Here is a 24,766-nt window from a genome sequence, read left to right as displayed (position 1 = left end):
GCGTCGGCTCTGCGTTGCCGTCTGGCTGGGCGGGTCCGGGGCAGGCCCGCGGGGGACGCCGTGAACCCATCCTTGGGGGCTTGGTCGCCGCTTGCACGTGTGCGCTGCCCTGCGCACACGGCAAGACCGGGGTTGGGCTCCTGCCCAACCCGTCGGGCGCATGCGCCCGACCCATGCGGCTCACCCCCCCGCAAACCTGCCCCGGCCCCGCCCTCGACAGGTTGTCGGTGACGGAGAGCAAGAGCGTAGAGCCCCGATCAATCAATGCTGCTTTGGCGGTGTCGGGCCACAACTGTCGCAACCACCACAGGCGCCGCCACTGCCGGTGGCCGGCGGTGCTATGCGGCGGCCCAGCGCCTGCAGCCAGGTGGCACGCTGTGGCTTGATCAGCCCCAATGCTATTGCGCCACGCGCTTTGCGCACGGTGCCGGGGAACTGCTTCTTCAGCACTACCCAGGCGCTGACCAGGACGATCAGCGCGACCAAGATGTACTGCAGGAGCAGGCCGGTGCTCATCAGCCGCCGCCCAGGGCCACGGTCACCTGGTAGGTGACCAGCGCGGCGACGTAGGCGGCCGCGAACAGGTAGAAGGTGGCAAAGCCGACCTGCTTCCAGGAGTTGGTTTCGCGCTTGATGGTGGCCAGGGTGGAAATGCACATCGGGGCGTAGATGAACCACACCAGCAGGGACAGGCCGGTAGCCAGCGACCAGCCGTTGGCGACCACCGGGGTCAGGGCCTGGATGGCGGCGTCATCGTCGGCGGCGGACAGGGCGTAGATGGTGGCGAGCGAGGACACAGCCACTTCGCGGGCGCCCATGCCGGGGATCAGTGCGATGCAGATCTGCCAGTTGAAGCCCAGCGGGGCGAAGAACACGGCCATGGCATGGCCGATCTGGCCGGCGAAGCTGTAGTCGATGGCCGGCATGGTGGCGTTTTCGGGGGCACCCGGGAACGACAGCAGCACCCACAGCAGGATGGTCAGCGAGAGGATGATGCCGCCCACGCGCTTTAGGAAGATCATGCCGCGCTCGTACAGGCCCACAGCCAGGTCGCGCGGGTGCGGAATGCGGTAGGACGGCAGTTCGAGCATCAGCGGGTGTTCGCTCTTGTCGCGGCGCCACTTCTTCATCACCCACGACATCGCCAGTGCGCTGAAGATGCCGGCCGCATACAGGGCAAACAGGATCAGGCCCTGCTGGCTGACGAAGCCCCACAGGGTCTTCTGCGGGATGAACGCGCCGATCAGCAGGGCGTACACCGGCAGGCGTGCCGAGCAGGTCATCAGCGGGGCGACCAGGATGGTGGCGAGGCGGTCACGCGGGTCCTGGATGCTGCGGGTGGCCATGATGCCGGGCACCGCGCAGGCGAAGCTGGACAGCAGCGGGATGAACGAGCGGCCAGACAGGCCGGCCGAGGCCATCATGCGGTCGAGCAGGAACGCGGCACGCGGGAGGTAGCCCGACTCTTCCAGGGCCAGGATGAAGGCGAACAGGATCAGGATCTGCGGCAGGAACACCACCACCCCGCCCACGCCGGCGATGATGCCGTCGGTGAGCAGGCTGGTCAGCGGGCCGGGCGGAAGGTTGGCGCCCACCACCTCGCCCAGCCAGCCGAAGCCGGCTTCGATGCCGTCCATCAAGGGCGTGGCCCAGGCGAATACCGCCTGGAAGATCAGGAACATCACCACGATCAGGGTCATCAACCCGAACACCGGGTGCAGCAGCCAGCGGTCCAGTGCGTCGTCGATCTTCGCAGTGCGGGTGGGCATGCTGACCGCGGCGGCGAGGATGCCGCGCACCTGGGCGTGGTAGTCCGTTTCCCCGGCGACCGCCGCCACCAGCGGGGCATCCAGGTGCGGCACCATCGCATCCAGGCGTTCGACCAGCGCCTGGGCGCCGTTGCGGCGCACGGCCACGGTTTCCACCACGGGCACGCCCAGGGCCTGCTCCAGCGCCGGCACGTCGATCTTGATGCCACGGCGCTCGGCCGCATCCACCATGTTCAGCGCCACGATCATCGGCTTGCCCAGCTCGCGCAGTTCCAGCGCGAAGCGCAGGTGCAGGCGCAGGTTGGTGGCGTCGATCACGCACAGCAGCACGTCGGGGGCGGCCTCGCCCGGGTAGAAACCCCGGCACAGGTCGCGGGTGATTGCTTCGTCCAGGCTGGCCGGCTGCAGGCTGTAGGCGCCCGGCAGGTCGAGCACGGCGAATTCACGGCCAGATGGCGCGCGCAGGCGGCCTTCCTTGCGCTCCACGGTCACGCCGGTGTAGTTGGCGACCTTCTGGCGGCTGCCGGTGAGCTGGTTGAACAGCGCGGTCTTGCCGCTGTTGGGGTTGCCGACCAGGGCAATGCGCAGGGTGGCGGCGCTCATGCGGCCGCTCCGTCTGCAACGGCAGTGATGTCGATGCGCCTGGCTTCGGAAATCCGCAGGGCGAAACGGGTGAACCCGACCTGCACCAGCAGCGGTTCGCCGCCGATGGGACCACGGGCTACCAGACGCACATCTTCACCCTTGACGAAGCCCAGTTCCCTGAGCCGACGGGCGATGGCGTCGTTTGCATGGAGGTCGCGCACCGATTCCACCAGAGCGGAGCCGTGCAGCGGCAGATCGGACAACGTCACAGGTCGCCTTCGGTCGATAAGAATGGTTATCAATTCTAGCATCGCCGCGCCGCGTCATGGCCCGGGCCGCATGGGCCGCTATGATCCATACATGTATGGAGCAGGCGCAGGCCCCCGATGAGTGACGCTTTACGAATTGAACGCAGCGCGGCCGTGCTGACCCTGTGGCTGAACCGCCCTACCCTGCACAACGCCTTCGACGCCGGGCTGATCGCGCAGCTCACCGCCGCGCTGGAAGCGGCCGGCCGCGACGCGCAGGTCCGCGCGGTGGTGCTGGCCGCCACCGGGGCTTCTTTCTCGGCCGGCGCGGACATGCAGTGGATGCGCGGCATGGCTGCGGCCAGCGAGGAGGACAACCGCCAGGATTCGCTGGCGCTGGCCCGGCTGATGCGCACCCTGGATGAGCTGCCCAAGCCGACCATCGCCCGCGTGCACGGGGCGGCGTTCGGCGGCGGGGTCGGCCTGGTGGCCTGCTGCGATATCGCCATTGCCAGCACCACCGCGCGCTTCGGCCTGACCGAAAGCCGGCTGGGCCTGCTGCCGGCGGTAATCTCGCCTTATGTGATCGATGCGATCGGCCCGCGCCAGGCGCGGCGCTGGTTCGCCACCGGCGAGCATTTCGACGCCGACACCGCCCTGCGCATCGGCCTGGTCCACCAGCTGATCGAACCTGAACGGATCGACGAAGCGGTCCAGCGCCAGCTGGGCCTGCTCGACAAGGCCGGCCCGATCGCCTCGTCGTCGGCCAAGGAACTGGTGCGCCGGGTCACCCTGGGTCGCGACCGCGACGCAACCGACCGCGACAATGCCGCCCTGATCGCCCGCCTGCGGGTGTCCGAGGAAGGCCAGGAGGGCCTCGGCGCTTTCCTGGACAAGCGCGCGCCCCATTGGGTTACCCAGGACTGAAGGGCCCCGGCCCCACCCGCGGGCTGGCCGCTTTGCCGCCCATCCCGCGTATCCCCCTTTCATGGCCCACAGGGAAACCTGGGTCGCTCCACTTCGCCAGGAACGTTCGTGACTCCATCCCCCACCCGTCCACTGCAGGCTGTGCGTCTTCCCTCCCATGGGGAGCATCGGCATGGATGATTTCGTACGCATTGTCGAAGTCGGTCCGCGCGACGGACTGCAGAACGAAGCCCAGCCGGTGGCCACCGCCGACAAGATCGAGCTGATCCGCCAGCTCTCGCTGACCGGCCTGCGCACCATCGAAGCCACCAGTTTCGTCAGCCCGCGCTGGGTACCGCAGCTGGCCGACGCCGCCGAGGTTTATGCCGGCATCGAACGCCGCGCGGGTATTGCTTACCCGGTGCTGGTGCCCAACGAGCAGGGCTACGACCGGGCCCGCGCGGTGGGCGTGGAGGAAGTGGCGGTGTTCACCGCCGCCTCGGAAACGTTCAACCGTACCAACACCAATGCCGGCATCGACGAGTCGCTGGCGCGCTTCGCACCGATCCTCGATCGCGCCCGCGTCGACGGGGTGAAAGTGCGCGGCTACGTGTCCACCGTGCTCGGCTGCCCTTACCAGGGCGAGGTCGCCGTCAGCGAAGTGGTGCGCGTCGCACGCGCGCTGCACGAGATGGGCTGTTACGAAATTTCGCTGGGCGACACCATCGGCGTGGGCACGCCGCGCAAGGCCCGCGCCATGCTGCGCGCGGTGGCCAGCGAAGTGCCGATGCCGGCCCTGGCCGTGCATTTCCACGATACCTACGGCCAGGCGCTGGCCAACATCGATGCATGCCTGGAGGAAGGCGTGCGCGTGGTCGATTCGGCCGTGTCCGGTGCCGGCGGCTGCCCTTATGCCAAGGGTGCCAGCGGCAACGTGGCCAGCGAAGACGTCGTGTACCTGCTGCATGGCATCGGCATGCGCACCGGCATCGATCTGCCGGCGCTGGCCGCCACCGGCCGCTGGCTGGCCGCGCGGCTCGGCCGCGAAACCGGCAGCAAGGCCGGCAGGGCCCTGGCCGCGACATGAGCCGACGCCGCCCGCGCACGGATGCAGCGGTCGGTGATCACCTCACCGGGCACGTCGACGCGCTGGCGGCCCTGGAAGAGGCGCTGGCGCAGCCGCCCGGCGACGACCTGCACGCCCTGCTGCGCGATGTGCAGCAGGCGCTGCAGGAAGCGATGGACGACCGCCAGCTGGCGCTGCGCCGCTACGCGGCCCTGTTTGATGCGGTACCTGATCCGGTCAGCATCCTCAGCGAATCCGGCGTGGTGCTGGATCTCAACAAGGCCGGCATCCGCGCCTATGGCCGGACCCGCGAAGACATCATCGGCCAGCCGATCGAACTGCTGAATCCGGACCTGCCCAGCGATCACCTTGATCCGGTCTGGGAAGCGTTGCGCCGGGGCGAAACCTACGTTATCGAAGTCACCAACATGCGCGGTGACGGCAGCCGCTTCCCGGTGGAAGTGCATTCGGCCGGCTTCGAGCACCAGGGCGAGCACTGCATCGTGGCGGTGGCGCGCGACCTGAGCAGCCGCTGGCAGGCCGAATCGCGCTACCGGCTGCTGATGGAATCCATCGACAAGGGGGTGATCCTGTTCGACCGCGACCTGCGCGTGATCTCGGCCAACCCGGCCGCGCACCGCATCCTGGGCACGCAGGGCAATGGCGGCAGCCTGGCCGCCATGCTGAGCCCGGACGACTGGATCAGCGTGGACGAACACGGCCATCCGCTCACCCGCGACCAGTGGCCGGCAGCAGAAGCACTGCTGCGCGGGCGCATCGTCCGCAGCACCATTGTCGGCCTGTACCACCGCCCACGCGGGCGGATGATCTGGATTTCCACCACCAACGTGCCGGTGTATGGCAATGGACGCGACTGCCCCGATCACGTGTTCGGGCTGTTCAGCGACATCACCGAACTCAAGCGCAACAACACCCTGTTCGACCGCGCCCAGTCGCTGGCCCACATCGGCGGCTGGGAATGGGACCGCGGCCTGCAGCGCCTGTACCTCACCGATGAAGCCGCGCGCATTCTTGGCCAGGAGCTGCCGCTGCAGGACATGGCGCACCTGATGGACTGCCTGCGCCTGGACGACCGCGCGCAGCTGCAGCAGGCGCTGCTGGACGTGATCGACCGCCAGGTACCTTTCGAGCTGGAGCTGCAGGGCCAGCGCAGCGACGGGCATTCGTTCTGGGTGCGCATGATCGGCGAGGCCGAGGCCGGCGACGTCAATGCCGCGCGCATCGCCGGCACCGTGCAGGACATCACCTCGCGCAAGCATGCCGAGGAAACCCTGCGCATCCAGGCCCGGACCGACCCGCTCACCGGCATCATGAACCGCGATGCGGTGCTCACCGACCTGGCCGCCCGCATGGGCAGCCCCACCCACTGCAAGGTGGGCGTGCTGTACATCGACCTGGACCGCTTCAAGACCGTCAACGACCTGCTCGGCCATAACGCCGGTGATGAACTGCTGATCGATGCCACCCGGCGCATTTCCACCGCGATCGGCACCGAGGGGCTGGTGGCGCGGTTTGGCGGCGACGAATTCCTGGTGGTGTGCGATACCCGCGACCAGCCCGACCAGCCCGAGCGCCTGGCCGAGGCGATCACCCGCGCCTTCTCCACCCCGTTCCGGTTCGGCAGCGACGAGTTCTCGGTCACCACCAGCATCGGCATCGCCCGCGCGCCACAGGACGGGCTGCGCCCGCAGCAGCTGATCCAGAACGCGGACATCGCCATGTATGACTGCAAGCGGCGCACCCGCAACGGCTGGCAGGTGTTTTCCCCGGAGCTGGCGCAGCGCCAGCACGACCGCCTGCAGATCGAAAGCCGCCTGCACCGCGCGCTGGACGACGACGAGTTCCACCTGGTCTACCAGCCGCAGGTGAACCTGCATACCGGCCAGCTGGTGGCCGCCGAAGCGCTGATCCGCTGGCGCAACTCGCAGCTGGGCGAACTGCGCCCGGACATCTTCATCGGCCACGCCGAAAGCACCGGCGACATCGTGCGGATCGGGCTGTGGGTGCTCAACGAGGCCTGCCGCCAGGTACGCCAGTGGCAGGACGATGGCCTGGGCATCGTGCGGGTGGCGGTGAACGTGTCCTACCGCCAGTTCGTCGGCGAGGACCTGGCCCGCAACGTGCGCCAGGCGCTGGACCAGTACGGCCTGCCCGGCAGCGCGCTGGAGCTGGAATTCACCGAGCGGGTATTGATCGAGGACGCGCCCGATACCCTGCAGACCTTTGCGCGGCTGCGCGAGATGGGGGTGCTGCTGACCATCGACGATTTCGGCGAAGGCTACAGCGCGCTCAACTACCTGCGGCGGTTGCCCATCCACGGGCTCAAGCTCAGCCAGATGTTCGTCGAGGGCGTGCCCGGCAACCGCTCGGACGTGGCGGTGTGCGAGGCCGTTTGCGGCATCGCCCGCAGCCTGGGACTGGGGCTGGTCGCCGAAGGCATCGAATCGGAGGAGCAGCGCCGCTTCCTGCACGGCATGGGGGTCACCGTCGGCCAGGGCTTCCTGTTCGCGCCCGGACTGTCCCCGGACGAGTTCGCCCGCCGCCTGCCGCCGCGCCGCTGAGCGCCCGTCTGCGCTGCACAACGGCGAACGGGCCGGCATCCGCTAGAATCGGCGGCTCTTGAACCTGCGGGATCGTGCAATGCAGCTGTCTTCCGTCCGCGCCGTCGTCACCGGCGGTGTTTCCGGCCTCGGCCTTTCGGTGGCCCAGCACCTCGTCGCCCAGGGCGCCAAGGTGGCCCTGTTCGACCTCAATGACGACAAGGGCGCCGCCGCCGTTGCCGAGCTGGGCGCTGCCAACGCCCGCTACTTCAGCACCAATGTCAGCGACGAAGCCGCCGTGGCCGCGCAGATCGACGCCGCGCACGACTTCCTGGGCGGCCTGAACGCCGTGGTCAGCTGCGCCGGCATCCTCGGCGCGGGCCGCGTGCTCGGCAAGGAAGCGCCGATGCCGCTGGCCACCTTCCAGAACACCGTCATGGTCAACCTGGTCGGCAGCTTCAACGTGGCCAAGGCCGCGGCCAACCGCATGCAGCACAACGCCGCCGGCGACGATGGCGAGCGCGGCGTGATCATCAACACCGCCAGCGTGGCCGCGTATGAAGGCCAGATCGGCCAGGCCGCCTATGCCGCCTCGAAGGGTGGCGTGGTCGGCATGACCCTGCCGATGGCGCGCGAGTTGTCGCGCTTCGGCATCCGCGTGATGACCATCGCCCCGGGCATTTTCTGGACCCCGATGGTCGATGGCATGCCGCCGGCCGTGCAGGAATCGCTGGCCGCCTCCATCCCGTTCCCGCCGCGCCTGGGCAAGCCGGAAGATTTCGCCGGCCTGGTCGGCCACATCCTGACCAACACCTACCTCAACGGCGAGACCATCCGCCTCGACGGTGCGGTGCGCCTGGCACCCAAGTAAGCAAGCACCACTACCTCCCACGAACCGACCTTCATTACATGAAAGCCAACGACATCAAGAAAGGCAACGTCGTCGAATACAACAACGGCGTGTACCAGATCCGCGACATCGAGCGCAGCTCGCCGCAGGGTCGCGGCGGCAACGTCCGCTTCCGTTTCATCATGTACAGCGTGCCGGGTGGCAACAAGCTGGACGCCAGCTTCGACGCCGACGACAACCTGCCGGAAGTCGAACTGCTGCGCCGCCAGTCCACCTATTCCTACAAGGACGGCGATGCGTTCGTGTTCATGGACGATGAGGATTACACCCCGTACACCCTCGATGCCGATGTCATCGGCGATGACGCCGGGTACATCACCGATGGCCTGACCGGCATCTACGTGCAGGTCATCGATGACCAGCCGGTGGCCGTGCAGCTGCCGAGCAGCGTGGTACTGGAAGTGGTCGAGACCCCGCCGGAACTGAAGGGCGGCACCGCCACCAAGCGCCCGAAGCCGGCCAAGCTCAACACCGGCATTGAAATCATGGTGCCGGAGTACATCTCCAACGGCGAGCGCGTACTGGTCAATACCGCGACCGGCGAATTCGCCGGCCGCGCGGATTGACGTAGCGCGCTGAATCAGGGGCGCTCGGCCAAGGCCGGCGCCCCGGCGAAATCGCCACAGCCGTGGTACTGGCGTGCGCCCACCGTGAGCATCACGGTAGCGCCGAATGCCTGCCCGCTCATGTCGTCATGGCAGACCGTGCGCTGGAAGCTGACCTTGATGTCGGTGCCATCGGCGGCCTTGCCCGACCAGCCATCCTTGCCCTGGGTCGGCGCGACCACTTCAAACTTCTGCTCGCCGTAACCGGTCTCCACGCGCAGCACCGGTTTCTCGCCTGCGCTCACCTGGGCCAGCCAGCCCGGCTCGTTGCCGGTGGCACGGAACTCAGGCGGTGCTGCTGCGCTCGCGGCGGCGGCAGCGATCTCGCCTTCCTTGCCCGATCCGGTGCAGCTGCGGTCCGGCTCGCCCTTGAGGGTCAGCGTGCCTTCGGTGGTGCCCTTGGTCCAGAACACGTTGCCCTGCCCGTCGCTGAACTTCGCGCCGGAGGCGGCCGTGTCCGAGGCCATCACGAAAGTACGCCCGCCGACGACCACCGTGGCCGAATCCTGGCCGCGATAGGTGGCCTGCACCGGCAGATCGCCGCACTGGAAGGCATAGACGCGTTCGTCGGAAGTCGGCGCGGCCGCCGGCGGCGGGGTTTCATTCCCGGCCGCAACGGGATCGGGTGCCGCGCTGTCGGCCTGCTGCGCCGGCTGGCACGCGGCCAGGCAGGTCGCGATGGCCAGGCTGAGAATAAGGGGAGATGCGCGCATGTTCGACTCCTTGCCGATGTTCTGGTTCAACCGGGGATCCTAGCCCTGCACGTGTGAGCGAAGGTGAAACGCGGCCGTTTTACGCCTGTTCGCGTGCCAGTTGGCGCATACGGTTCCCCAGCCGGGCCAGCGTGTCGTCGATCGTGGCCAGTTCCTGCTGCTGCGCCGCAGGCAATCGCGCGCGCATCTGCGCCTGCAACGCCGTCCATGCCGGAACGCCGCGTGCGCTGATCTGTTTTGCAGCCTCGGCCGCAATGATGCGCTCCTCCGGGCTCGGCAAGCCATAGCCGTCACCGCCCACCAACCGGGCCGGATTCACCAGCTGCCCGGCATCGTCCAGCAGCGCGAGCAACGCCGCATGCGCTGCATCATCGCCCGCATCCGAACCGCCCAGCGCCCGTTTCAACCCATCGCGCGCACGCAGTTCTTCGCGGTACCGCGCCGCCTGCTCCAGCAACAACAATGCCGAAGTGGCACGCAATCCGCCACGGTCCGCCCATTGCGCACGCTGCGCCGCCGGCAATGCCAACCACGCGGTCACTTTCGCCGTCGGCAATGCCAGTTCCGCGCGCGCCACATCAAACAGCTGCTGGTAATGCGACTGCGCCGACGGGAAGTAGTAGCCCATGCGCATCGCTTCGCGCCTGTCCTCCAACACCGCGCCATCCGCACGGCCCTGCCGCTCCAGCCGACGCAGCAGGCCACCGGGGCTGAGCCGGTTCAGGCCGGGATCGGCCCAGCGCGGCACGCCTTCCTGCAGCAGCTTGCCGGTTTCCACCGCGCAGTTGTTGCTGACAAAGCGATACCGCCCGTCATAGCTCCAGTGCACCTGGCCTGCGCGTTCCAGCAGACCCGCGATGTCGCTTTCATCAAGCGCCAGCGGTACCGACTTCAGCCCGCGCAGCTCCAGCTGGGTGTACTCGTTGATCACCTGGTTGAGCGGCAGCACGAACAGCCGCGACGGATACGCGCCGGTCAGCCCGCGCCAGCTGGAAATCTGCACATCGCCGACGAACGCGCGGAACGACAGTACCCGGTGATGGGCCAGATCCAGCCGGCACGCCGGGCCGCGCGGACGCCCCGGCGCGCAGATCACCAGCCGCAGCATGCTGTGGCCCCAGCGGCTCATCAGCTGGTCGTTGCCCTCGGCCAGCAGGTAGTCCACCGCATATACCCGTTGCGGATCCAGCTCCAGCAACGAGGCTTCGCCGGTGACATCACCGGCCTGCACCAGCGCCACGCGCGGGTCGCATGTGGCCTGCGGCCCGGGGCCAACATGATCTGCAAACCACGCCGCCAGCGCCGGGCGGCGACACGCGAACCCGGTGTCGAGCAGGTAGTGCTCGGCATTCACCGCCAGGTATTCGGCCGGGCTGTGGCGCTCGTACGGGTCGGGGCTGCGTTCGGTGAACGCGTTGTCACCACGCCCCCAACGCCACGGGTGCTGCTGCCAGCCGGCCAGGTCACGCCAGCGGTCGCTGTACGACCAGCGGCCATCAACGGCGCGGTCCAGCACGTGGGTCAATTCATGGATCAGCGCCGCCTGCACCGCGCGTGGCAGTGGTTGGCCGGGTTGTACCTCGTCCAGCAGGCTGCGCCGCAGGGTGATCGCATTCCTGCGGGTGCGGCCATGCACCGTGTCGGGAAGCTGGTCCGACCAGGACAGGGTCACCGGGGCGACGAAGCGCGCCTGCCATGACGCAGGCAGCAACGCAGGCGCCTGCTGCAGCACCTGCTCGGCGTTCGCCCGCTGACCAGGATCGAGTCCGTCCGCCTGCAGCTGAAGCTGCAGGGCGGCATGGGCGGCCGGGGCGGCCAGCAACGCCGCCAGGGCCGCCGCGCATCGGCGCAGGGCCCTGCGGCGCAGTTGCATCAGCGGGCCAGCAGGGCCTGGGCCAGCTGCATGTCGCTGGCGTCGCGCTGGGCGGCACCGGTTTCGCGCAGGTGCAGGAGCGCCGCTTCCAGGCGGGCGCCACGGATGGCGCCGTCGGTGGCCACGAACGCCGCTGCGTCTTCGCGGGCGTCCACCACCACCTTGTCATCGTCCGAGCTGGACGAACCGGCCGAGGAGGCACCGGACGCCGAACCCGCCGAGGAGCCGGCGAAGCTGGAGGCGAATGCCGAAAGCGGCAGGGCGAGCACGGCAAACAGCAGGATCGATCGCTTCATCTTGGGTTCGTTGAGGACAGGAAGAGGCAAAGCGTATCGGCTGCGTGAAATTCTGTCGCCTGCTACAGGTCGAATACCTTGCCCGGATTCAGCAACCCTTGGGGATCAAACGCTCGTTTGACCGCCTTCATCAGCGCGATTTCCGCCTCGCCGCGGGTGCTGTCCAGGTAGCCCTTCTTGACCAGGCCGATGCCATGTTCGGCAGAAATGCTGCCATCGAAGTCCTTCAGCACCTGCGCCAGCAGCTTGGTCACGTGCTCGCACTGCTGCAGGAACTGCGCATCGTCGGTGGCATCGGGCTTGAGCACGTTGATGTGCAGGTTGCCGTCGCCGATATGGCCGAACCAGACCACGTCGAAGTGCGGGTACGCCTGCCCGATCAGCGCCTGGGTGCGCGCCATGAACGCCGGCATGGCCGAAATCCGCACCGACACATCGTTCTTGTACGGCTTGTAGCGCGCCACCGCCTCGGTGATCCCTTCGCGCAGGCGCCACAGCTGGGCGGCCTGCGCATCGCTCTGGCTGACCACGCCGTCGCTGACCCAGCCCTGCTCCATGCAGGCCTCGAACGCGGCCATCGCCGCAGCCTCCTGCACCTCATCGCCGGCGGCGAACTCGGTCACCACGTAGAACGGATGCACCTCGGCGAACGGCGCCTGCGCGCCATGCGCCAGCACGTGTTCCAGCGCCCGGTCGGTGAAGAATTCGAAGGCCTGCAGCTGCATGCGTTCGCGGAACGCGGCAAACACCTGCATCAGCACCTCGAACGACGGCAACGCCAGCAGCATCACGTTGCTGGCCGGCGGCGGATCGGTGAGCTTGAGCGTGGCTTCCACGATCACGCCCAGCGTCCCCTCGGAGGCGATCAGCAGCTGGCGGAAATCGTAACCGCTGGAATTCTTGATCAGCCCCTTGTTCAGCTCGAGCAGCTCACCGCTGGCGGTGACCACCTTCAGGCCGGCAATCCACTCGCGGGTGTTGCCGTAGCGGATCACCCGGATGCCACCGGCATTGGTGGCGATATTGCCGCCGATCGAGCAGGAGCCGCGTGCGGCGAAGTCGACCGGATAGATCAGGCCGTGCTCAAGCGCTGCGTTGTGGACGGCTTCCAGCGCCATGCCGGCCTGCACGGTCAGCGTGCGGTCCACGGCATCGAAGGCCAGCGCCTTGTTCATCCGCTCCAGGCTGAGCACCAGCTCGCCGTTGGCCGCGACCGCGCCGCCGCTCAGGCCGGTACGGCCCCCGGAGGGCACCACCGCCACGCCCTGGGCACTGGCCCAGCGCAGGATGGCCTGCACCTCTTCCACGTTGCCCGGCAGCGCAATGGCCAGCGGTGCCGGCGTCCAACGCCGCGTCCAATCGCGCCCGTAATGCTCCAGCTCGGCCGGCTCGGTGGTGAGCCGCAGCCCGGGGCAGTCCTGCAACAGCAAATCAAGGCGCGGATCAGTCATATGAACAGAGAGGCCAAGGCAATCCCAAAGGGTAGCGCACGACTGTTAGTCGTGCGACCTCGCCAACAATTGGTCGCATCTGAAACCGTCAAACCGCCCCATGGCGCACCGCACCATCCCCGCCCCGATCTGGCATAGTGGGCAGCTCCCGCCCAACATGCTGCCGCTTGCCCATGTCGCCGAAGAAGACCTCATTCCCGAAGCAGGATATCCGCGTGCTGTTGCTGGAGGGGGTGAGCCAGACGGCCATCGACGTGTTCAGTGCGGCCGGCTATTCGCAGATAGAACTGCACAGCAAGGCCCTGCCCGAAGACGAACTGAAGGCGCGCATCGCCGAAGCGCACATCGTCGGCATCCGCTCGCGCACCCAGCTCAGCGCCGACGTGCTGGCCCATGCCAAGCGCCTGATGGCGGTGGGCTGCTTCTGCATCGGCACCAACCAGGTGGACCTGGAGGCAGCCGAGCTGGCCGGCATTCCGGTGTTCAATGCGCCCTACTCCAACACCCGCAGCGTGGCGGAGCTGGTGATCGCCGAAGCGATCATGCTGACCCGTGGCATTCCGCAGAAGAACGCCGAATGCCATCGTGGCGGCTGGTCCAAATCGGCCGCCGGCAGCCATGAAGTGCGCGGCAAGACCCTGGGCATCATCGGCTATGGCCATATCGGCACCCAGGTCGGCGTGATGGCCGAAGCCATGGGCATGCAGGTGATCTTCCACGACATCGAAACCAAGCTGTCGCTGGGCAACGCCCGCGCTGCCATCGACCTGGACGACCTGCTCGCCCGCGCCGATATCGTCACCGTGCACGTGCCCGAAACGCCGGCCACCCAGTGGCTGATCGGCGCGCCGCAGCTGGCCCGCATGCGCCCGGGCGCGCACCTGATCAATGCCGCACGCGGCACCGTGGTCGACATCGATGCGCTGGATGCGGCGTTGCGCTCGGGCCACATCGGTGGCGCGGCGCTGGACGTGTTCCCGGTGGAGCCCAAGGGCAACGGCGATGCCTTCGTGTCGCCGCTGACCGCGCACGACAACGTCATCCTCACCCCGCACGTGGGCGGCAGCACCCTGGAAGCGCAGGACAACATCGGCGTGGAAGTGGCGGCCAAGCTGGTGCGTTACAGCGACAACGGCAGCACCCTGTCGGCGGTCAACTTCCCCGAAGTGACCCTGCCCGAGCACGAAGACAGCCTGCGCCTGCTGCACATCCACCAGAACGTGCCGGGCGTGCTGTCGAAGGTCAACGAGATCTTCTCGCGCCACAACGTCAACATCGATGGCCAGTTCCTGCGAACCGACCCGAAGGTCGGCTACGTGGTGATCGACATCACCGCCAGCGAGGAGCAGGCCACTGCTGTGCGCGAAGAGCTGGCGGCGATTCCGGGCACGCTGCGTACGCGCGTTCTGTATTGAAGCGATAGCCGGCCCACGGGTAGGGTCGCATCCCAATTGACTGCCGATAACGGTGATCGGCGCGATGGCGGCATGACCTCTGGGGGAAACGCGCTTCTTCGCCAAATGGTCATGCCCTACCGAACGTGGAAACAGGGCCGGTGGTCGATCGGGATGCGACCCTACCAGGGCGGGGACTTATCGCGCGCGCTTGGGCACGTGGTCCTGGTAGCGGTACGGCACCGGGATGGGCGTTTCATCCAGCGTCAGCGTGATCCGCTTCGGTTCCACCTGCACCATCACGCGCCCGCCTACGGGCAGTTCAAAGCGGTCCAGCCACATGCCGCGCAGCACCACGCACGGGATGCGCCCGCCGTCGGGCAGCCGATGACCACCGGGATGCTTGAACGAGCCGATCCGCAGATGTTCCGGCGCGTGCAGGCCGATGCCGGTTTTGGGTTGTTCGTTTAACGGTAAGTCCGAGTTTGAGCGACGCATTTGCCACCTCCAAGGAAGTCTCCCTCGCCGGAATGGCGAGGGAGTCGGGAGGCTGAAACCGTTTAGAACATCGGCATGGCGTATTCCCGCGAGGGTGTTTTATTCCACCACCCTCCCGACAAAGGACTTCCACATTGCGTTCGTTCTAAGGAGATTTCAGGCTCCTGAGCAAACCATGCGCGATATCGAACGCGATGGGAAATTGCTTGTTCCGAAGGATATTGGAGTTTCAGTAGGCTGTGCCTACTGCATGTCGCAATCGGTGCGGTTGCACGCGCATTTCTTCGCCAACGGTCATGCCGCAACCGAACGCTGAAACACCGTCGGCAGTCGATTGGGATGCGACTCTACCGGTGCATTGCGTGCTGGTCGATCACGTTCGGCGACTCATTGGTAGGGTCGCATCCCTATCGACCGCCGATAACGGTGATCGGCGCGACGAAGGCATGACCTCCGAACGAAACGCGTTGTTTCCGCCAACGGCCATGCCACAACCGAACGTTGCACCACGGTCGGCGGTCGATCGGGATGCGCCCCTACCGATGCGTGCCGATGGATTTCGTGCGATTACCCGAAGGCGGCGCAACGATGATTCGTGCGATGACGCGAACGGGACGGAACGACGGTTCGTGCGATGACGCATTGGTAGGGTCGCATCCCTATCGACCGCCGATAACGGTGATCGGCGCGACAAAGGCATGACCTCCGAACGAAACGCGTTGTTTCCGCCAACGGTCATGCCACAACCGAACGTTGCACCACGGTCGGCAGTCGATCGGGATGCGACCCTACCGATGCGTGCCGATGGATTTCGTGCGATTACCCAAAGGCGGCGCAACGATGATTCGTGCGATGACGCGAACGGGACGGAACGACGGTTCGTGCGATGACGCATTGGTAGGGTCGCATCCCTATCGACCGCCGATAACGGTGATCGGCGCGACGAAGGCATCACCTCCGATCGAAACGCGTTGTTTCCGCCAACGGTCATGCCACAACCGGACGCTCGAACACGGTCGGCGGTCGATCGGGATGCGACCCTACCGGGTCACCGTGCGAGCCAGCGCTTGGCCATTCGCGGCAACGAATCGTCCCCGTCCGGCGTCTCGATTGCGGCATTGGCCACGTCGGCGACGTCGCGCCAGGCCAGCGCCAGCGACTCCTCGCTGATCGCGAAAACCTCACTCCCCACCGCCCGCACCACGTAGCGGGCGTCGTAGTGCCAGTGGCCGGGCACGTCATGCCGTTCCGGAATCCAGTGTTTGTCGATATCGAACAGCACCGCCCCGTCCTCCAGCACCAACCCGGTCAGCCCGGATTCCTCCTCGGCCTCGGTCAGCGCCACCCTGGCCAGGTCGCGGACGCCATCGGCGTGCCCGCCCAGCTGCAGCCAGCGGTTCAACTTCCGGTGGTGGGTCAGCAACACCCGCGCCCCATCGGCGCTGACCAGCCAGGCGCTGCCGGTGAAATGGCCGGCCAGGCGGTCGCGCAGGAACGGGTTTTCCGGGTCGTCCAGCAATGTGCTGAATTCGTCAGCCAAGTCGGCGTGTTCGGGGTGCCGGCGGGCGTAATCGGCCAGTTGGCCGCGCAGGGCGGCGTCAAGTGCTACAACGGATTCAGGGTTTGACGACATGGCAACCGGGCAATCGGACGGATTTGGCAGATTATCGCCCGGCATGCTGCATTTGCGCTTGTGCGCAGGCTTCAGCTTTGGCTAAGGTACAGCGGGCCGTTCCTTTGGGGCGGCCGGTCACCACTCAAGGGCGCGGCAACGTATCGCGCACTTGCCTTTCGATTTCGCGGGGCCCGCCCCGCACCAACGTCCACCTGGGAAGCACTGCATGCTGAAGTCTCTGTTGAGGGTCAAACCGGTCGAGCCGGCCGGGCACGTCGATGCCGGCGAACCGATTGAAGGCAGCCTGGACGGCGAAGCCTCGCTGAAAAGGACCCTCACGGCGAAACATCTCATCATGCTGGGTATTGGCGCCGTGATCGGCGCGGGTATCTTCGTGCTGACCGGCCAGGCGGCCGCCAATCACGCCGGCCCGGCGGTGATGCTGTCGTTCGTGATCGCCGGCTTCGCCTGCGCCCTGGCGGGCCTGTGCTACGCCGAGTTCGCGGCGATGATGCCGGTCTCGGGCAGCGCTTACTCCTACTCCTACGCCACCTTGGGCGAAGGCATGGCCTGGTTCATCGGCTGGTGCCTGGTGCTGGAATACCTGTTCGCTTCGGCCTCGGTCGCGGTGGGCTGGTCGGCGTACCTCATCAGCTTCATCACCACCACGCTGCACATGCCATTCCCGGACGCGCTCAGCGCGGCGCCGATCAGCTGGACCGGGCAGGAGTTCATCTCCTCCGGCAAGCTGTTCAACCTGCCGGCGGTGCTGATCGTGGCGGCGGTGTCGGGCCTGCTGTACGTGGGCGTGACCCAGTCGGCGTTCGTCAACGCGATCATCGTGGCGATCAAGGTCACGGTGATCTGCCTGTTCATCGGCTTCGGCGCGCAGCACATCGACATGGCCAACTGGACCCCGTTCATTCCGGAAAACACCGGCGTGCCGGGCGAGTTCGGCTGGAGCGGCGTGTTCCGTGCGGCCACCATCGTGTTCTTCGCCTACATCGGCTTCGATGCGGTTTCCACTGCGGCCGGTGAAACCAAGGACCCACAGCGCAACATGCCGATCGGCCTGCTTGGCTCGCTGGCGGTCTGCACCATCGTCTACATCATCGTGTGCGCGGTGCTGACCGGCATGATGCCGTACCACCTGCTGGGCACCGACAAGCCGGTGGCGACCGCGCTGGAGCCGTATGCCAGCCTGTCCTGGCTGAAGACCGCCGTGGAGATCGGCGCCATCGCCGGCCTGTCCTCGGTGGTGCTGGTGATGATGATGGGCCAGACCCGCATCGCCTACACGATCTCGCGCGACGGCCTGATTCCGAAGCTGTTCGGCAAGGTCCACCCGCGCTTCCGTACCCCGTACTGGGCCACGATCGTGGTGGGCGTGCTGGCTGCTGCGCTGGCGGGCCTGATGCCGCTGAACGTGCTGGGCGAGCTGGTCTCGATGGGCACCCTGCTGGCCTTCGCCACGGTCTGCATCGGCGTGCTGGTGCTGCGCTACACGCGCCCGGAGCTGACCCGGCCGTTCCGGGTGCCGCTGGTGTGGGTGATCTGCCCGGTGGGCGCGCTGTCGTGCCTGTTCCTGTTCTGGCAGGCGTTCGTGGTGCATTGGCACCTGTTCGTGGGCTGGACGGTGCTGGGCCTGCTGATCTATTTCGGCTACGGCATCCGCCACAGCAAGCTCAACAAGGTGTCGTGATCCCATGCTGAAGCAACTGTGGGCCACCAAGCACCCGCACGCCGCCCATGAAGATGCGAACGGGCTGAGCCTGAAGCGCACGCTGGGGCCCTGGGGCCTGACCGCGCTGGGCATCGGCGCGGTGATCGGCGGCGGCATTTTCGTCATCACCGGGCAGGCGGCGGCCAACCATGCGGGCCCGGCGATCATGCTGAGCTTCGTGCTGGCGGCGATCTGCTGCGCATTCTGCGCGATGGCGTATGCGGAGTTCGCGTCGATGGTGCCGGTCTCCGGCAGCGCCTATACCTATACCTATGCAACCTTCGGCGAGCTGGCGGCGTGGTTCATCGGCTGGATGCTGGTGCTGGAATACGGGGTGTCGGCGTCGGCGGTGGCGGTCAGCTGGACCGGTTACTTCCTGAGCCTGCTGAGTCATTTCGACATCTACCTGCCATCGGCGCTGGTCAGTGCGCCGCTGGATGGGCAGTTGCGCCCCACGGGGGCGATCGCGAACCTGCCGGCGGCGATCCTGGTGCTGCTGCTGACGTGGCTGTGCTACGTGGGCATCAGCAAGTCGTCGGCGATGAACATGGCGATGGTGGTGCTGAAAACGGGCCTGATCATTCTGGTGATCGTGGTCGGCTGGAAGTACGTGGACCCGGCCAACTGGACGCCGTTCATTCCGGCCAACGAAGGTCCGGGAAAGTTCGGGTTCGAAGGCGTGCTGCGCGGTGCGGCGATGGTGTTCTTTGCCTACATCGGCTTCGAGGCGGTGTCGGTGGCGGCGCAGGAATCGCACCGGCCGCAGCGCGACATGCCGATCGGCATGCTGCTGTCGCTGGTGATCTGCACGATCCTGTACATCGCGATGGCGGCGGTGATGACCGGGCTGGTGCCGTACACGCTGCTGGGCACGGACGAGCCGGTGGTGACGGCGGTGGCGGCGCACCCGACGCTGGGCTGGTTGCGGGTGGTAGTGGAAATCGGTGCGTTGATCGGGCTGTCGTCGGTGGTGCTGGTGATGGTGATCGCGCAGCCGCGCATCTTCATGATCATGGCCAACGACGGTCTGTTGCCGAAGGTGTTCACGACGATCCACCCGAAGTACCGCACGCCGCACATCAATACGGTGATCACGGGCATCGGCATTGCGCTGCTGGCGGCGCTGTTCCCGTTGGACGTGCTGGGCGAGCTGACCTCGATGGGGACGCTGATCGCGTTCGCGGCGGTCTGCGCGGGCGTGCTGATCCTGCGCCGCACGCAGCCGGACCTGCCGCGCCCGTTCCGCATTCCGGCGGCCTGGCTGATCTGCAGCCTGGGCGTGCTGAGCTGCCTGGCCCTGCTGTCGGCGATGACGATGCACAACTGGATGCTGATGGGGATCTGGACCGTGATCGGGTTCGCCATCTACTTCGGTTACAGCTACAAGCACAGCCGCCTGCGCGGCTGAACGTCCGGTGCAACGGCCAGAGCCAGAGCGTCGGCTCTGCCGTTTCCGTCGTTCTGGGCGGGTCGGGTTGGGTTTGCGGGGGACGCCGTAAACCCATCCATGGGGGCTTGGTCGCCGCATCCATGCGGCTCACACCCCCGCAAACCCAACCCGCCCCACCCTTCGACACGCTACGGGTGACGGCGCCAAGGGCCAAAGCGGTAGGTCACGACCGTTGGTCGTGACGTCCTGACCGGCCCGGGAACCTGCTTTTAACGCCAGACGCCGTTAAAATGCCCGCCATGAACGACACCCCTTACGACACGGCTCGTCTGAGCGAACTGGCCCAGGTGCTGATCGACAACATCCGCGAACTGGCCCACGCCGGGTGGACGCCGGCGACCAGCAGCAATTTCTCGCACCGCCTGGATGACCAGCATGCGGCGATCACGGTGTCCGGCAAGGACAAGGGCCGGCTGATCGAGGACGACATCATGGTGGTGGACTTCGACGGCAAGGCCGTGGGCCGACCGCTGCGTCCGTCTGCCGAGACGCTGCTGCATACCCAGCTGTATCGCCGGTTCCCGGAGATTGGCTGCGTACTGCATACCCATTCGCCGGTGCAGACCATTGCCTCGCGGCTGTATGCGGCCAATGGGCATATCCGGTTGGAGGGGTATGAGCTGCTGAAGGCCTTCCACGGCAACAGCACCCATGAAACCGCCGTGGACGTGCCGGTGTTCGCCAACACCCAGGACATGGACGAGCTGGCCGCCAAGGTCGAGCAGAAGCTCGACGAGGGCTGCATGTGGGGCTATCTGATCGACGGGCATGGGCTGTACGCCTGGGGCCGGGACATGGCCGAAGCACGTCGGCACATGGAGGCGTTCGAGTTCCTGCTGCATTGCGAGCTGGAGCTGCGCAAGCTGCGCGGGCCCTGAGCTACATGCTCCAGCGTCATCAGGTCGCGCCCCCATTCAGGGCCGGCCGCTGATACTCTTTGAGGTCCCCCTCGCCGTTCAAGCTGCCGCCATGAGCCGACTGCGCATTTACGATCACGATGAACCCCAATCCCCGGTGCTGGATACCCAGGACGGCGCGCTGATTGCCGCCGAGCTGGAGAAGATCGGGGTGACCTTCGAACGCTGGCAGGCAGCCCATGAGGTTTTGCCGGGCGCGAGCCAGGACGAGGTGTTCGCTGCCTACCGCAGCGACATCGACCGGCTGGTGGCCCAGCACGGCTTCAAGAGCGTGGACGTGGCCTCGATCGCGCCGGACAACCCCAACCGCGCCGAGCTGCGGAAGAAGTTCCTGGACGAGCACTTCCACAAGGAAGACGAGGTCCGCTTCTTCGTGGCCGGCTCGGGGCTGTTCACGCTGCACGTGGACGACAAGGTCTATGAGATCGAGTGCGTGAAGAACGACCTGATCGCGGTGCCGGATGGCACTACGCACTGGTTCGACATGGGCGATGAGCCCAGCTTCGTGGCGATCCGCTTCTTCACCGAGCCGGATGGCTGGGTCGGGCACTTCACCGGCACGGACATCGCCCAGAAATTCCCCCGTTACGTTCCGACCAAGGCGTCCTGATCCATGCCCCACCCCACTGTCATCCTCACCGACATCGAAGGCACCACCAGCAGCATTTCGTTCGTGAAGAACGTGCTGTTTCCGTATGCGCGCAAGGCGTTGCCGGCGTTTGTCGCCGCGCATGGCCAGCAGCCGGAGGTGCGTCGCTGGCTGGATGCGGTGGCGGTGGAGATCGGCGGTGCCTGCCAGGACAGCCTCATCGTGGAAACCCTGCAGGGCTGGATCGACCAGGATCGCAAGCACACGGCGCTGAAGGCGCTGCAGGGCATGATCTGGGAAGATGGATACCGCAACGGCGAGTACAAGGCGCACTTCTATCCTGAAGTGGCGGCAGTGCTGAGCGGCTGGCATGCCGAGGGCAAGCCGCTGTATGTGTACTCGTCCGGCTCGGTGCCGGCGCAGAAGCAGTTCTTTGGCTTCAGCGAGGCCGGCGACCTGACCGGGCTGGTGTCGGGCTGGTTCGATACCGAGATCGGCGGCAAGCGCGAGGCGGAAAGTTACCGCAACATCGTCAAGGCCATCGGCGTGCCGGCCGGGCAGATCGTGTTCCTGTCGGACGTGGTCGAAGAGCTGGATGCAGCCCGTGAAGCCGGCCTGCAGACCCGTCTGCTGGACCGCCTGGACGATTACCCGCTGCCGCGTACCGGCGAAGCCACGCACGGCCACGACCGCGTGGAAAATTTCCAGCAGATCACGCTGTAATCCAGGCCACGCGATCAGTATCGGAATATCGCACGAACGATTTCGGTAGGGTCGGTTCCCAAACGACTGCCGATAGCGGTCGTGACTTCTTTAACGCATGACCTCCGGCGAAAACGTCTCTCCGTTTGAGGTCATGCGTCCCAGCGCCGATCATCGTTACGTGCAGTCGTTTGGGAACCGACCCTACCGATCCCCAGCCCCAAATCCATCACGCCGCCCATCCCGCACGATGCCGGATGGTCACTGAACCGCCATCGCGTCGGCTACTGAGCGGATCCGCAGCGCGTTGCGCAGCGTTTCGAGCTCGGCATCGGCCTTCACCTTGATCCGCACCGGCTCGCCCGGCACCAGGTCGATGGCGTTGTCGTCCAGGGTGGCGTCCATTCCGTCGAAATCCACCCACACGCCGCGTGCCAGCTGCGCCGCGCGCAGCTCCAGCACGATGGCATCGCCGTCCTGGGTCCAGCGGCTGTCGATCTGTACCTTCGGCAGCTGCATGTCCTTGGCGGCCGCGAAGTAGACCACCTGGCGCGACAGCACACGCTTGCCCTCCAGCAGTTCCACCACCGCGACGGTTCGCGCGGGAGCCGCCTTGCCCAGCAGCTGCGCATCGGTGAAACGCCCGACCTCCAGCGCCGACAGTGCCGGCACCGTCACTGCATGCTGCTGTTGCGAAACCTGGCGACCATCCACATCCATCACCCGCAACCGCCACTGCGCTTCCAGCGGCTGCTGCAGGTCATTGAGCAGGCTGACGCGGGTGACGCCATCGTCACGCAATGCCGCCACCGCATGGTCCGCAAAGAACCGCTTCGCATGGAAATGCAGCGCCTTCCAGCGCCCGGCGTAATCGATGCTGGACCAGGACGCACCCGGCCACACGTCATTGAGCTGCCAGTACAGCGAACCCATCGTGTAAGGGCGTGAGGCACGGTGGTGCAGCGCGGCCAGCGCGATGCCTTCGGCCTGCATGACCTGGCTCAGGTAGACGAAGTCGGGGAAATCACGCGGCGTGCCGAACTCGCGCTCGACGTACTGCAGCAGGCGCTGGTTGCCCTCGCCTGCCATGAACTTCTGGTGCGCGCGCACGGTGTCGCTGTCCACGCGCAGCTCATCCGCCGGAATGATGCCCTCCAGCGTGCGCAGCACCGGCCACGCCTGCAGGCCGTATTCGGACATGAAACGCGGGGTCTCACGCAGGTAGGCCTGCACCGGCAGCGCCGGATTGCCCCATACCTGCCAATAGTGCTTGTCGCCGCGGGTGGAGTCGTTGGCCACGGTATCGAGGTCGTTGCTCGGCGAGCTGGACCAGTACGGCACGCCCAACCCTTCCTCGGCCACCACCTTGCGCAGGTCGTTGCCGAACAGGTCGACGTAGCCCTGCCAGACACGTCCGGCAAACGCCGGATCGGCCGCCTTCAGGTCGCGGCCATGGCCCCAGTCCTTCCACGCGGTCTCTTCTTCATTGTTGCCACACCACAGCACCACGCTGGGATGCGCGCGCAGCCGGCGCACATTGTCGCGCGCCTCGGCCACCACGTTGGCGCGGAACGCCGGATCGTAACCCGGCTGCATGCCGCCGCCGAACATGAAGTCCTGCCATACCAGCAGGCCCAGTTCGTCGGCGATGTCGAAGAACACCTGATCCTCGTAATAGCCACCGCCCCAGTTGCGCAGCATGTTCATGTTGGCGTCGCGCGCGGCGGTCAGTTCGCGGCGGATGCGCGCCGGATCGACCCGCGCGGGGAACATGTCGAACGGAATGACGTTGGCGCCCTTGGCGAAGATCGGCACGCCGTTGATGACGAAGGCGAAGCCCTGCCCGCCCTTGGCATCGTTCTCGCGGCGCAGCTCCACCGTGCGCAGCCCGGTGCGCATGCGGTATTCGGACTCATCGGCGGTTCCCGCGTCGGCAACCACGCGCACGGTGTAGCGCGCCTGTTCGCCATGGCCTGCCGGCCACCAGCGCCGCGGCCGGTCCAGCGTCACCGGCACCGACAGCACCTGCTGGCCTGCACGCAGCGACGCCGTCTGCTTCACCGTCGCCGCCACCTGCCCATCCGGATCAAGCAGCGACACACTGAGCGGCAGGTTGCGCGGTGCCGCGCTGTCCACCTCCACCGCCACCGTCAGATCCGCGCGGCGCGCATCCAGCGCCAGCGTCTGCACGGCCACGTCGGTGATCCTCTGCGCGTTCCAGCTCTCCAGCTGCACCGGGCGCCAGATCCCGGCAGTCACGTAACGCGGGCCCCAATCCCAGCCGAAGTGGTAACCGGGCTTGCGCACGAAGTTGCCGACCATCGCATCGCGCGGCTCATCGCCATACGGCGAGGGGTAGTTGCCGGCGATCTTGTGCGGCATTGCCTCCACGCCGGGCAGCAGCGTGGTGATCGGCGAACGGAACACGATCCGCAATACGTTGCCGGTGGCCTTCAGTTGACCATCCACCCGTGCCCGCCAGGTGCGGTGACTGTTGTCGGCGCGCAGCAGCGCCCGATCGTTGAGGCTCACTTCCGCAAAGGTATCCAGGCCTTCAAACGCCAGTTCGGCATGCGCGTCGGCCAGGGTGGCGGCGTCCACGTCGAAACGGGCCTGGTACTCCCAGTCGGCCAGCCCGATCCACTGCAGCCCGGCTTCGGGCGCACCGGCATACGGGTCCGGAATGAGCTTGTGGGCCAGCAGGTCGGTATGCACCGACCCCGGCACCGACGCGGGCCGCCATTGGCCCGCCTCGGGATGCGCCTTGAGCTGCGCGTTGCCCGGCAGCAGCCGGAACGACCACTGCGCCTGCAGCTGCGCCGCGCCCGCGGGGAGCGCATGAAGCGCAAGCAACAGAACCACTCCAACGCTCCACGCCCAACGCTTCATGCATCG

22 protein-coding genes are annotated in these 24,766 nt (G+C 66.8%); 12 read left to right on the top strand and 10 right to left on the bottom strand.

Translation table 11 applies throughout. The annotated features are described in order from the left end of the window. Positions 1-261 precede the first annotated feature (261 nt). From SOM39_RS13320 to SOM39_RS13310, 3 genes are read right to left on the bottom strand one after another with little or no spacing between them, the layout of a single operon-like run. Positions 262-516 carry a DUF6587 family protein gene (locus SOM39_RS13320; protein ID WP_320458589.1) on the bottom strand — a complete coding sequence of 85 codons (255 nt, stop codon included), beginning with the start codon at positions 514-516 and terminating at the stop codon, positions 262-264. After that, the gene (feoB, locus tag SOM39_RS13315; RefSeq protein WP_320458588.1) at positions 516-2,372 is read right to left on the bottom strand and encodes a ferrous iron transporter B; all 1,857 of its coding nucleotides are present in this window, start codon (positions 2,370-2,372) and stop codon (positions 516-518) included. Before feoB ends, SOM39_RS13320 begins: the two co-directional genes overlap by 1 nt. Beyond that, positions 2,369-2,623: a FeoA family protein gene (locus SOM39_RS13310; protein ID WP_068851506.1), complete on the bottom strand. Its 255-nt coding sequence runs from the start codon at positions 2,621-2,623 to the stop codon at positions 2,369-2,371. Before SOM39_RS13310 ends, feoB begins: the two co-directional genes overlap by 4 nt. Positions 2,624-2,740: 117 nt before the next feature. Here SOM39_RS13310 and SOM39_RS13305 point away from each other — a divergent pair, with 117 nt between their 5' ends. The 5 genes from SOM39_RS13305 (at position 2,741) to yeiP (ending at position 8,611) form a co-directional block, all read left to right on the top strand. Continuing rightward, positions 2,741-3,529: an enoyl-CoA hydratase-related protein gene (locus SOM39_RS13305; protein ID WP_320458587.1), complete on the top strand. Its 789-nt coding sequence runs from the start codon at positions 2,741-2,743 to the stop codon at positions 3,527-3,529. A gap of 172 nt (positions 3,530-3,701) precedes the next feature. Next, entirely contained in the window at positions 3,702-4,595 is an 894-nt protein-coding gene (locus SOM39_RS13300; RefSeq protein ID WP_320458586.1) for a hydroxymethylglutaryl-CoA lyase, read from the top strand. Next, a complete protein-coding gene (locus tag SOM39_RS13295; protein WP_320458585.1) occupies positions 4,592-7,156 on the top strand; it encodes a sensor domain-containing protein in 2,565 nt (854 codons plus the stop codon). The genes SOM39_RS13300 and SOM39_RS13295 overlap by 4 nt, the downstream gene beginning before the upstream one ends. A gap of 79 nt (positions 7,157-7,235) precedes the next feature. After that, positions 7,236-8,006 carry an SDR family NAD(P)-dependent oxidoreductase gene (locus SOM39_RS13290; protein WP_184123753.1) on the top strand — a complete coding sequence of 257 codons (771 nt, stop codon included), beginning with the start codon at positions 7,236-7,238 and terminating at the stop codon, positions 8,004-8,006. A gap of 38 nt (positions 8,007-8,044) precedes the next feature. Continuing rightward, positions 8,045-8,611: an elongation factor P-like protein YeiP gene (yeiP, locus tag SOM39_RS13285; RefSeq protein WP_068851495.1), complete on the top strand. Its 567-nt coding sequence runs from the start codon at positions 8,045-8,047 to the stop codon at positions 8,609-8,611. Positions 8,612-8,625: 14 nt separating this feature from the next. Here the strand turns inward: yeiP and SOM39_RS13280 are convergent, their stop codons facing one another. The 4 genes from SOM39_RS13280 to SOM39_RS13265 form a co-directional block, all read right to left on the bottom strand. Next, on the bottom strand, positions 8,626-9,363 hold the full coding sequence (locus SOM39_RS13280; protein ID WP_320458584.1) for an MliC family protein: 738 nt from the start codon (positions 9,361-9,363) through the stop codon (positions 8,626-8,628). A 79-nt stretch (positions 9,364-9,442) separates the two neighbouring features. Further along, positions 9,443-11,236 (bottom strand): DUF4105 domain-containing protein, encoded by a 1,794-nt coding sequence (locus tag SOM39_RS13275; RefSeq protein WP_320458583.1) that lies wholly within the window; start codon positions 11,234-11,236, stop codon positions 9,443-9,445. Next, on the bottom strand, positions 11,236-11,532 hold the full coding sequence (locus SOM39_RS13270) for a DUF2388 domain-containing protein (RefSeq protein ID WP_068851491.1): 297 nt from the start codon (positions 11,530-11,532) through the stop codon (positions 11,236-11,238). The genes SOM39_RS13275 and SOM39_RS13270 overlap by 1 nt, the downstream gene beginning before the upstream one ends. A 62-nt stretch (positions 11,533-11,594) precedes the next feature. Continuing rightward, positions 11,595-12,983, bottom strand: coding sequence for an FAD-binding oxidoreductase (locus SOM39_RS13265; protein WP_320458582.1), 1,389 nt, complete (start codon positions 12,981-12,983; stop codon positions 11,595-11,597). Positions 12,984-13,156: 173 nt separating this feature from the next. On the opposite strand from SOM39_RS13265, the gene serA reads away from it, so the two are divergent. Next, positions 13,157-14,398, top strand: a complete 1,242-nt coding sequence (serA, locus tag SOM39_RS13260) for a phosphoglycerate dehydrogenase (protein WP_095363846.1) — start codon at positions 13,157-13,159, stop codon at positions 14,396-14,398. Positions 14,399-14,575: 177 nt separating this feature from the next. On the opposite strand, the gene SOM39_RS13255 is transcribed toward serA, so the two are convergent. Continuing rightward, entirely contained in the window at positions 14,576-14,875 is a 300-nt protein-coding gene (locus tag SOM39_RS13255) for a hypothetical protein (RefSeq protein WP_184123758.1), read from the bottom strand. A gap of 175 nt (positions 14,876-15,050) precedes the next feature. Here SOM39_RS13255 and SOM39_RS13250 point away from each other — a divergent pair, with 175 nt between their 5' ends. Further along, the gene (locus SOM39_RS13250) at positions 15,051-15,191 is read left to right on the top strand and encodes a hypothetical protein (protein WP_320458581.1); all 141 of its coding nucleotides are present in this window, start codon (positions 15,051-15,053) and stop codon (positions 15,189-15,191) included. 732 nt (positions 15,192-15,923) lie between these two features. Here SOM39_RS13250 and SOM39_RS13245 read toward each other — a convergent pair. Then, positions 15,924-16,553: an NUDIX hydrolase gene (locus SOM39_RS13245; protein WP_320458580.1), complete on the bottom strand. Its 630-nt coding sequence runs from the start codon at positions 16,551-16,553 to the stop codon at positions 15,924-15,926. A 163-nt stretch (positions 16,554-16,716) separates the two neighbouring features. Here SOM39_RS13245 and SOM39_RS13240 point away from each other — a divergent pair, with 163 nt between their 5' ends. The 5 genes from SOM39_RS13240 to mtnC all read left to right on the top strand — a co-directional run bounded on the left by SOM39_RS13240 (position 16,717) and on the right by mtnC (position 21,892). Continuing rightward, positions 16,717-18,192 carry an amino acid permease gene (locus tag SOM39_RS13240; protein WP_320458579.1) on the top strand — a complete coding sequence of 492 codons (1,476 nt, stop codon included), beginning with the start codon at positions 16,717-16,719 and terminating at the stop codon, positions 18,190-18,192. A 4-nt stretch (positions 18,193-18,196) separates the two neighbouring features. Next, positions 18,197-19,621, top strand: a complete 1,425-nt coding sequence (locus SOM39_RS13235) for an amino acid permease (RefSeq protein WP_093536223.1) — start codon at positions 18,197-18,199, stop codon at positions 19,619-19,621. A gap of 281 nt (positions 19,622-19,902) precedes the next feature. Beyond that, positions 19,903-20,541: a methylthioribulose 1-phosphate dehydratase gene (locus tag SOM39_RS13230; RefSeq protein WP_320458578.1), complete on the top strand. Its 639-nt coding sequence runs from the start codon at positions 19,903-19,905 to the stop codon at positions 20,539-20,541. A gap of 91 nt (positions 20,542-20,632) precedes the next feature. Beyond that, positions 20,633-21,190 (top strand): acireductone dioxygenase, encoded by a 558-nt coding sequence (locus SOM39_RS13225; protein WP_320458577.1) that lies wholly within the window; start codon positions 20,633-20,635, stop codon positions 21,188-21,190. A 3-nt stretch (positions 21,191-21,193) separates the two neighbouring features. Then, positions 21,194-21,892, top strand: a complete 699-nt coding sequence (mtnC, locus tag SOM39_RS13220; RefSeq protein WP_249834203.1) for an acireductone synthase — start codon at positions 21,194-21,196, stop codon at positions 21,890-21,892. Between the two features lie 240 nt (positions 21,893-22,132). Here mtnC and SOM39_RS13215 read toward each other — a convergent pair whose 3' ends face one another. Beyond that, positions 22,133-24,760, bottom strand: a complete 2,628-nt coding sequence (locus tag SOM39_RS13215) for a beta-mannosidase (RefSeq protein ID WP_320458576.1) — start codon at positions 24,758-24,760, stop codon at positions 22,133-22,135. Between the last annotated feature and the right edge of the window lie 6 nt (positions 24,761-24,766).

The sequence above is a fragment of the Stenotrophomonas sp. CFBP8994 genome (genome assembly GCF_034044835.1).
GTDB classification, from domain to species: Bacteria; Pseudomonadota; Gammaproteobacteria; order Xanthomonadales; family Xanthomonadaceae; genus Stenotrophomonas; species Stenotrophomonas rhizophila_A.
Note: the sequence above shows the minus strand (reverse complement) of the source record. Positions and strands in the feature narration are given on the sequence as shown.

Excerpts from the sequence above, each read along its gene's own strand:
- SOM39_RS13280 (WP_320458584.1), bottom strand. The coding sequence starts at position 9,363 with ATGCGCGCATCTCCCCTTATTCTCAGCCTGGCCATCGCGACCTGCCTG.
- SOM39_RS13275 (WP_320458583.1), bottom strand. The coding sequence starts at position 11,236 with ATGCAACTGCGCCGCAGGGCCCTGCGCCGATGCGCGGCGGCCCTGGCG.
- SOM39_RS13250 (WP_320458581.1), top strand. The coding sequence starts at position 15,051 with ATGCGCGATATCGAACGCGATGGGAAATTGCTTGTTCCGAAGGATATT.
- SOM39_RS13225 (WP_320458577.1), top strand. The coding sequence starts at position 20,633 with ATGAGCCGACTGCGCATTTACGATCACGATGAACCCCAATCCCCGGTG.
- SOM39_RS13270 (WP_068851491.1), bottom strand. The coding sequence starts at position 11,532 with ATGAAGCGATCGATCCTGCTGTTTGCCGTGCTCGCCCTGCCGCTTTCG.
- feoB (WP_320458588.1), bottom strand. The coding sequence starts at position 2,372 with ATGAGCGCCGCCACCCTGCGCATTGCCCTGGTCGGCAACCCCAACAGC.
- SOM39_RS13240 (WP_320458579.1), top strand. The coding sequence starts at position 16,717 with ATGCTGAAGTCTCTGTTGAGGGTCAAACCGGTCGAGCCGGCCGGGCAC.
- SOM39_RS13305 (WP_320458587.1), top strand. The coding sequence starts at position 2,741 with ATGAGTGACGCTTTACGAATTGAACGCAGCGCGGCCGTGCTGACCCTG.
- SOM39_RS13245 (WP_320458580.1), bottom strand. The coding sequence starts at position 16,553 with ATGCCGGGCGATAATCTGCCAAATCCGTCCGATTGCCCGGTTGCCATG.
- SOM39_RS13290 (WP_184123753.1), top strand. The coding sequence starts at position 7,236 with ATGCAGCTGTCTTCCGTCCGCGCCGTCGTCACCGGCGGTGTTTCCGGC.
- SOM39_RS13235 (WP_093536223.1), top strand. The coding sequence starts at position 18,197 with ATGCTGAAGCAACTGTGGGCCACCAAGCACCCGCACGCCGCCCATGAA.
- mtnC (WP_249834203.1), top strand. The coding sequence starts at position 21,194 with ATGCCCCACCCCACTGTCATCCTCACCGACATCGAAGGCACCACCAGC.
- SOM39_RS13320 (WP_320458589.1), bottom strand. The coding sequence starts at position 516 with ATGAGCACCGGCCTGCTCCTGCAGTACATCTTGGTCGCGCTGATCGTC.
- yeiP (WP_068851495.1), top strand. The coding sequence starts at position 8,045 with ATGAAAGCCAACGACATCAAGAAAGGCAACGTCGTCGAATACAACAAC.
- SOM39_RS13215 (WP_320458576.1), bottom strand. The coding sequence starts at position 24,760 with ATGAAGCGTTGGGCGTGGAGCGTTGGAGTGGTTCTGTTGCTTGCGCTT.
- SOM39_RS13295 (WP_320458585.1), top strand. The coding sequence starts at position 4,592 with ATGAGCCGACGCCGCCCGCGCACGGATGCAGCGGTCGGTGATCACCTC.
- serA (WP_095363846.1), top strand. The coding sequence starts at position 13,157 with ATGTCGCCGAAGAAGACCTCATTCCCGAAGCAGGATATCCGCGTGCTG.
- SOM39_RS13300 (WP_320458586.1), top strand. The coding sequence starts at position 3,702 with ATGGATGATTTCGTACGCATTGTCGAAGTCGGTCCGCGCGACGGACTG.
- SOM39_RS13230 (WP_320458578.1), top strand. The coding sequence starts at position 19,903 with ATGAACGACACCCCTTACGACACGGCTCGTCTGAGCGAACTGGCCCAG.
- SOM39_RS13255 (WP_184123758.1), bottom strand. The coding sequence starts at position 14,875 with ATGCGTCGCTCAAACTCGGACTTACCGTTAAACGAACAACCCAAAACC.
- SOM39_RS13265 (WP_320458582.1), bottom strand. The coding sequence starts at position 12,983 with ATGACTGATCCGCGCCTTGATTTGCTGTTGCAGGACTGCCCCGGGCTG.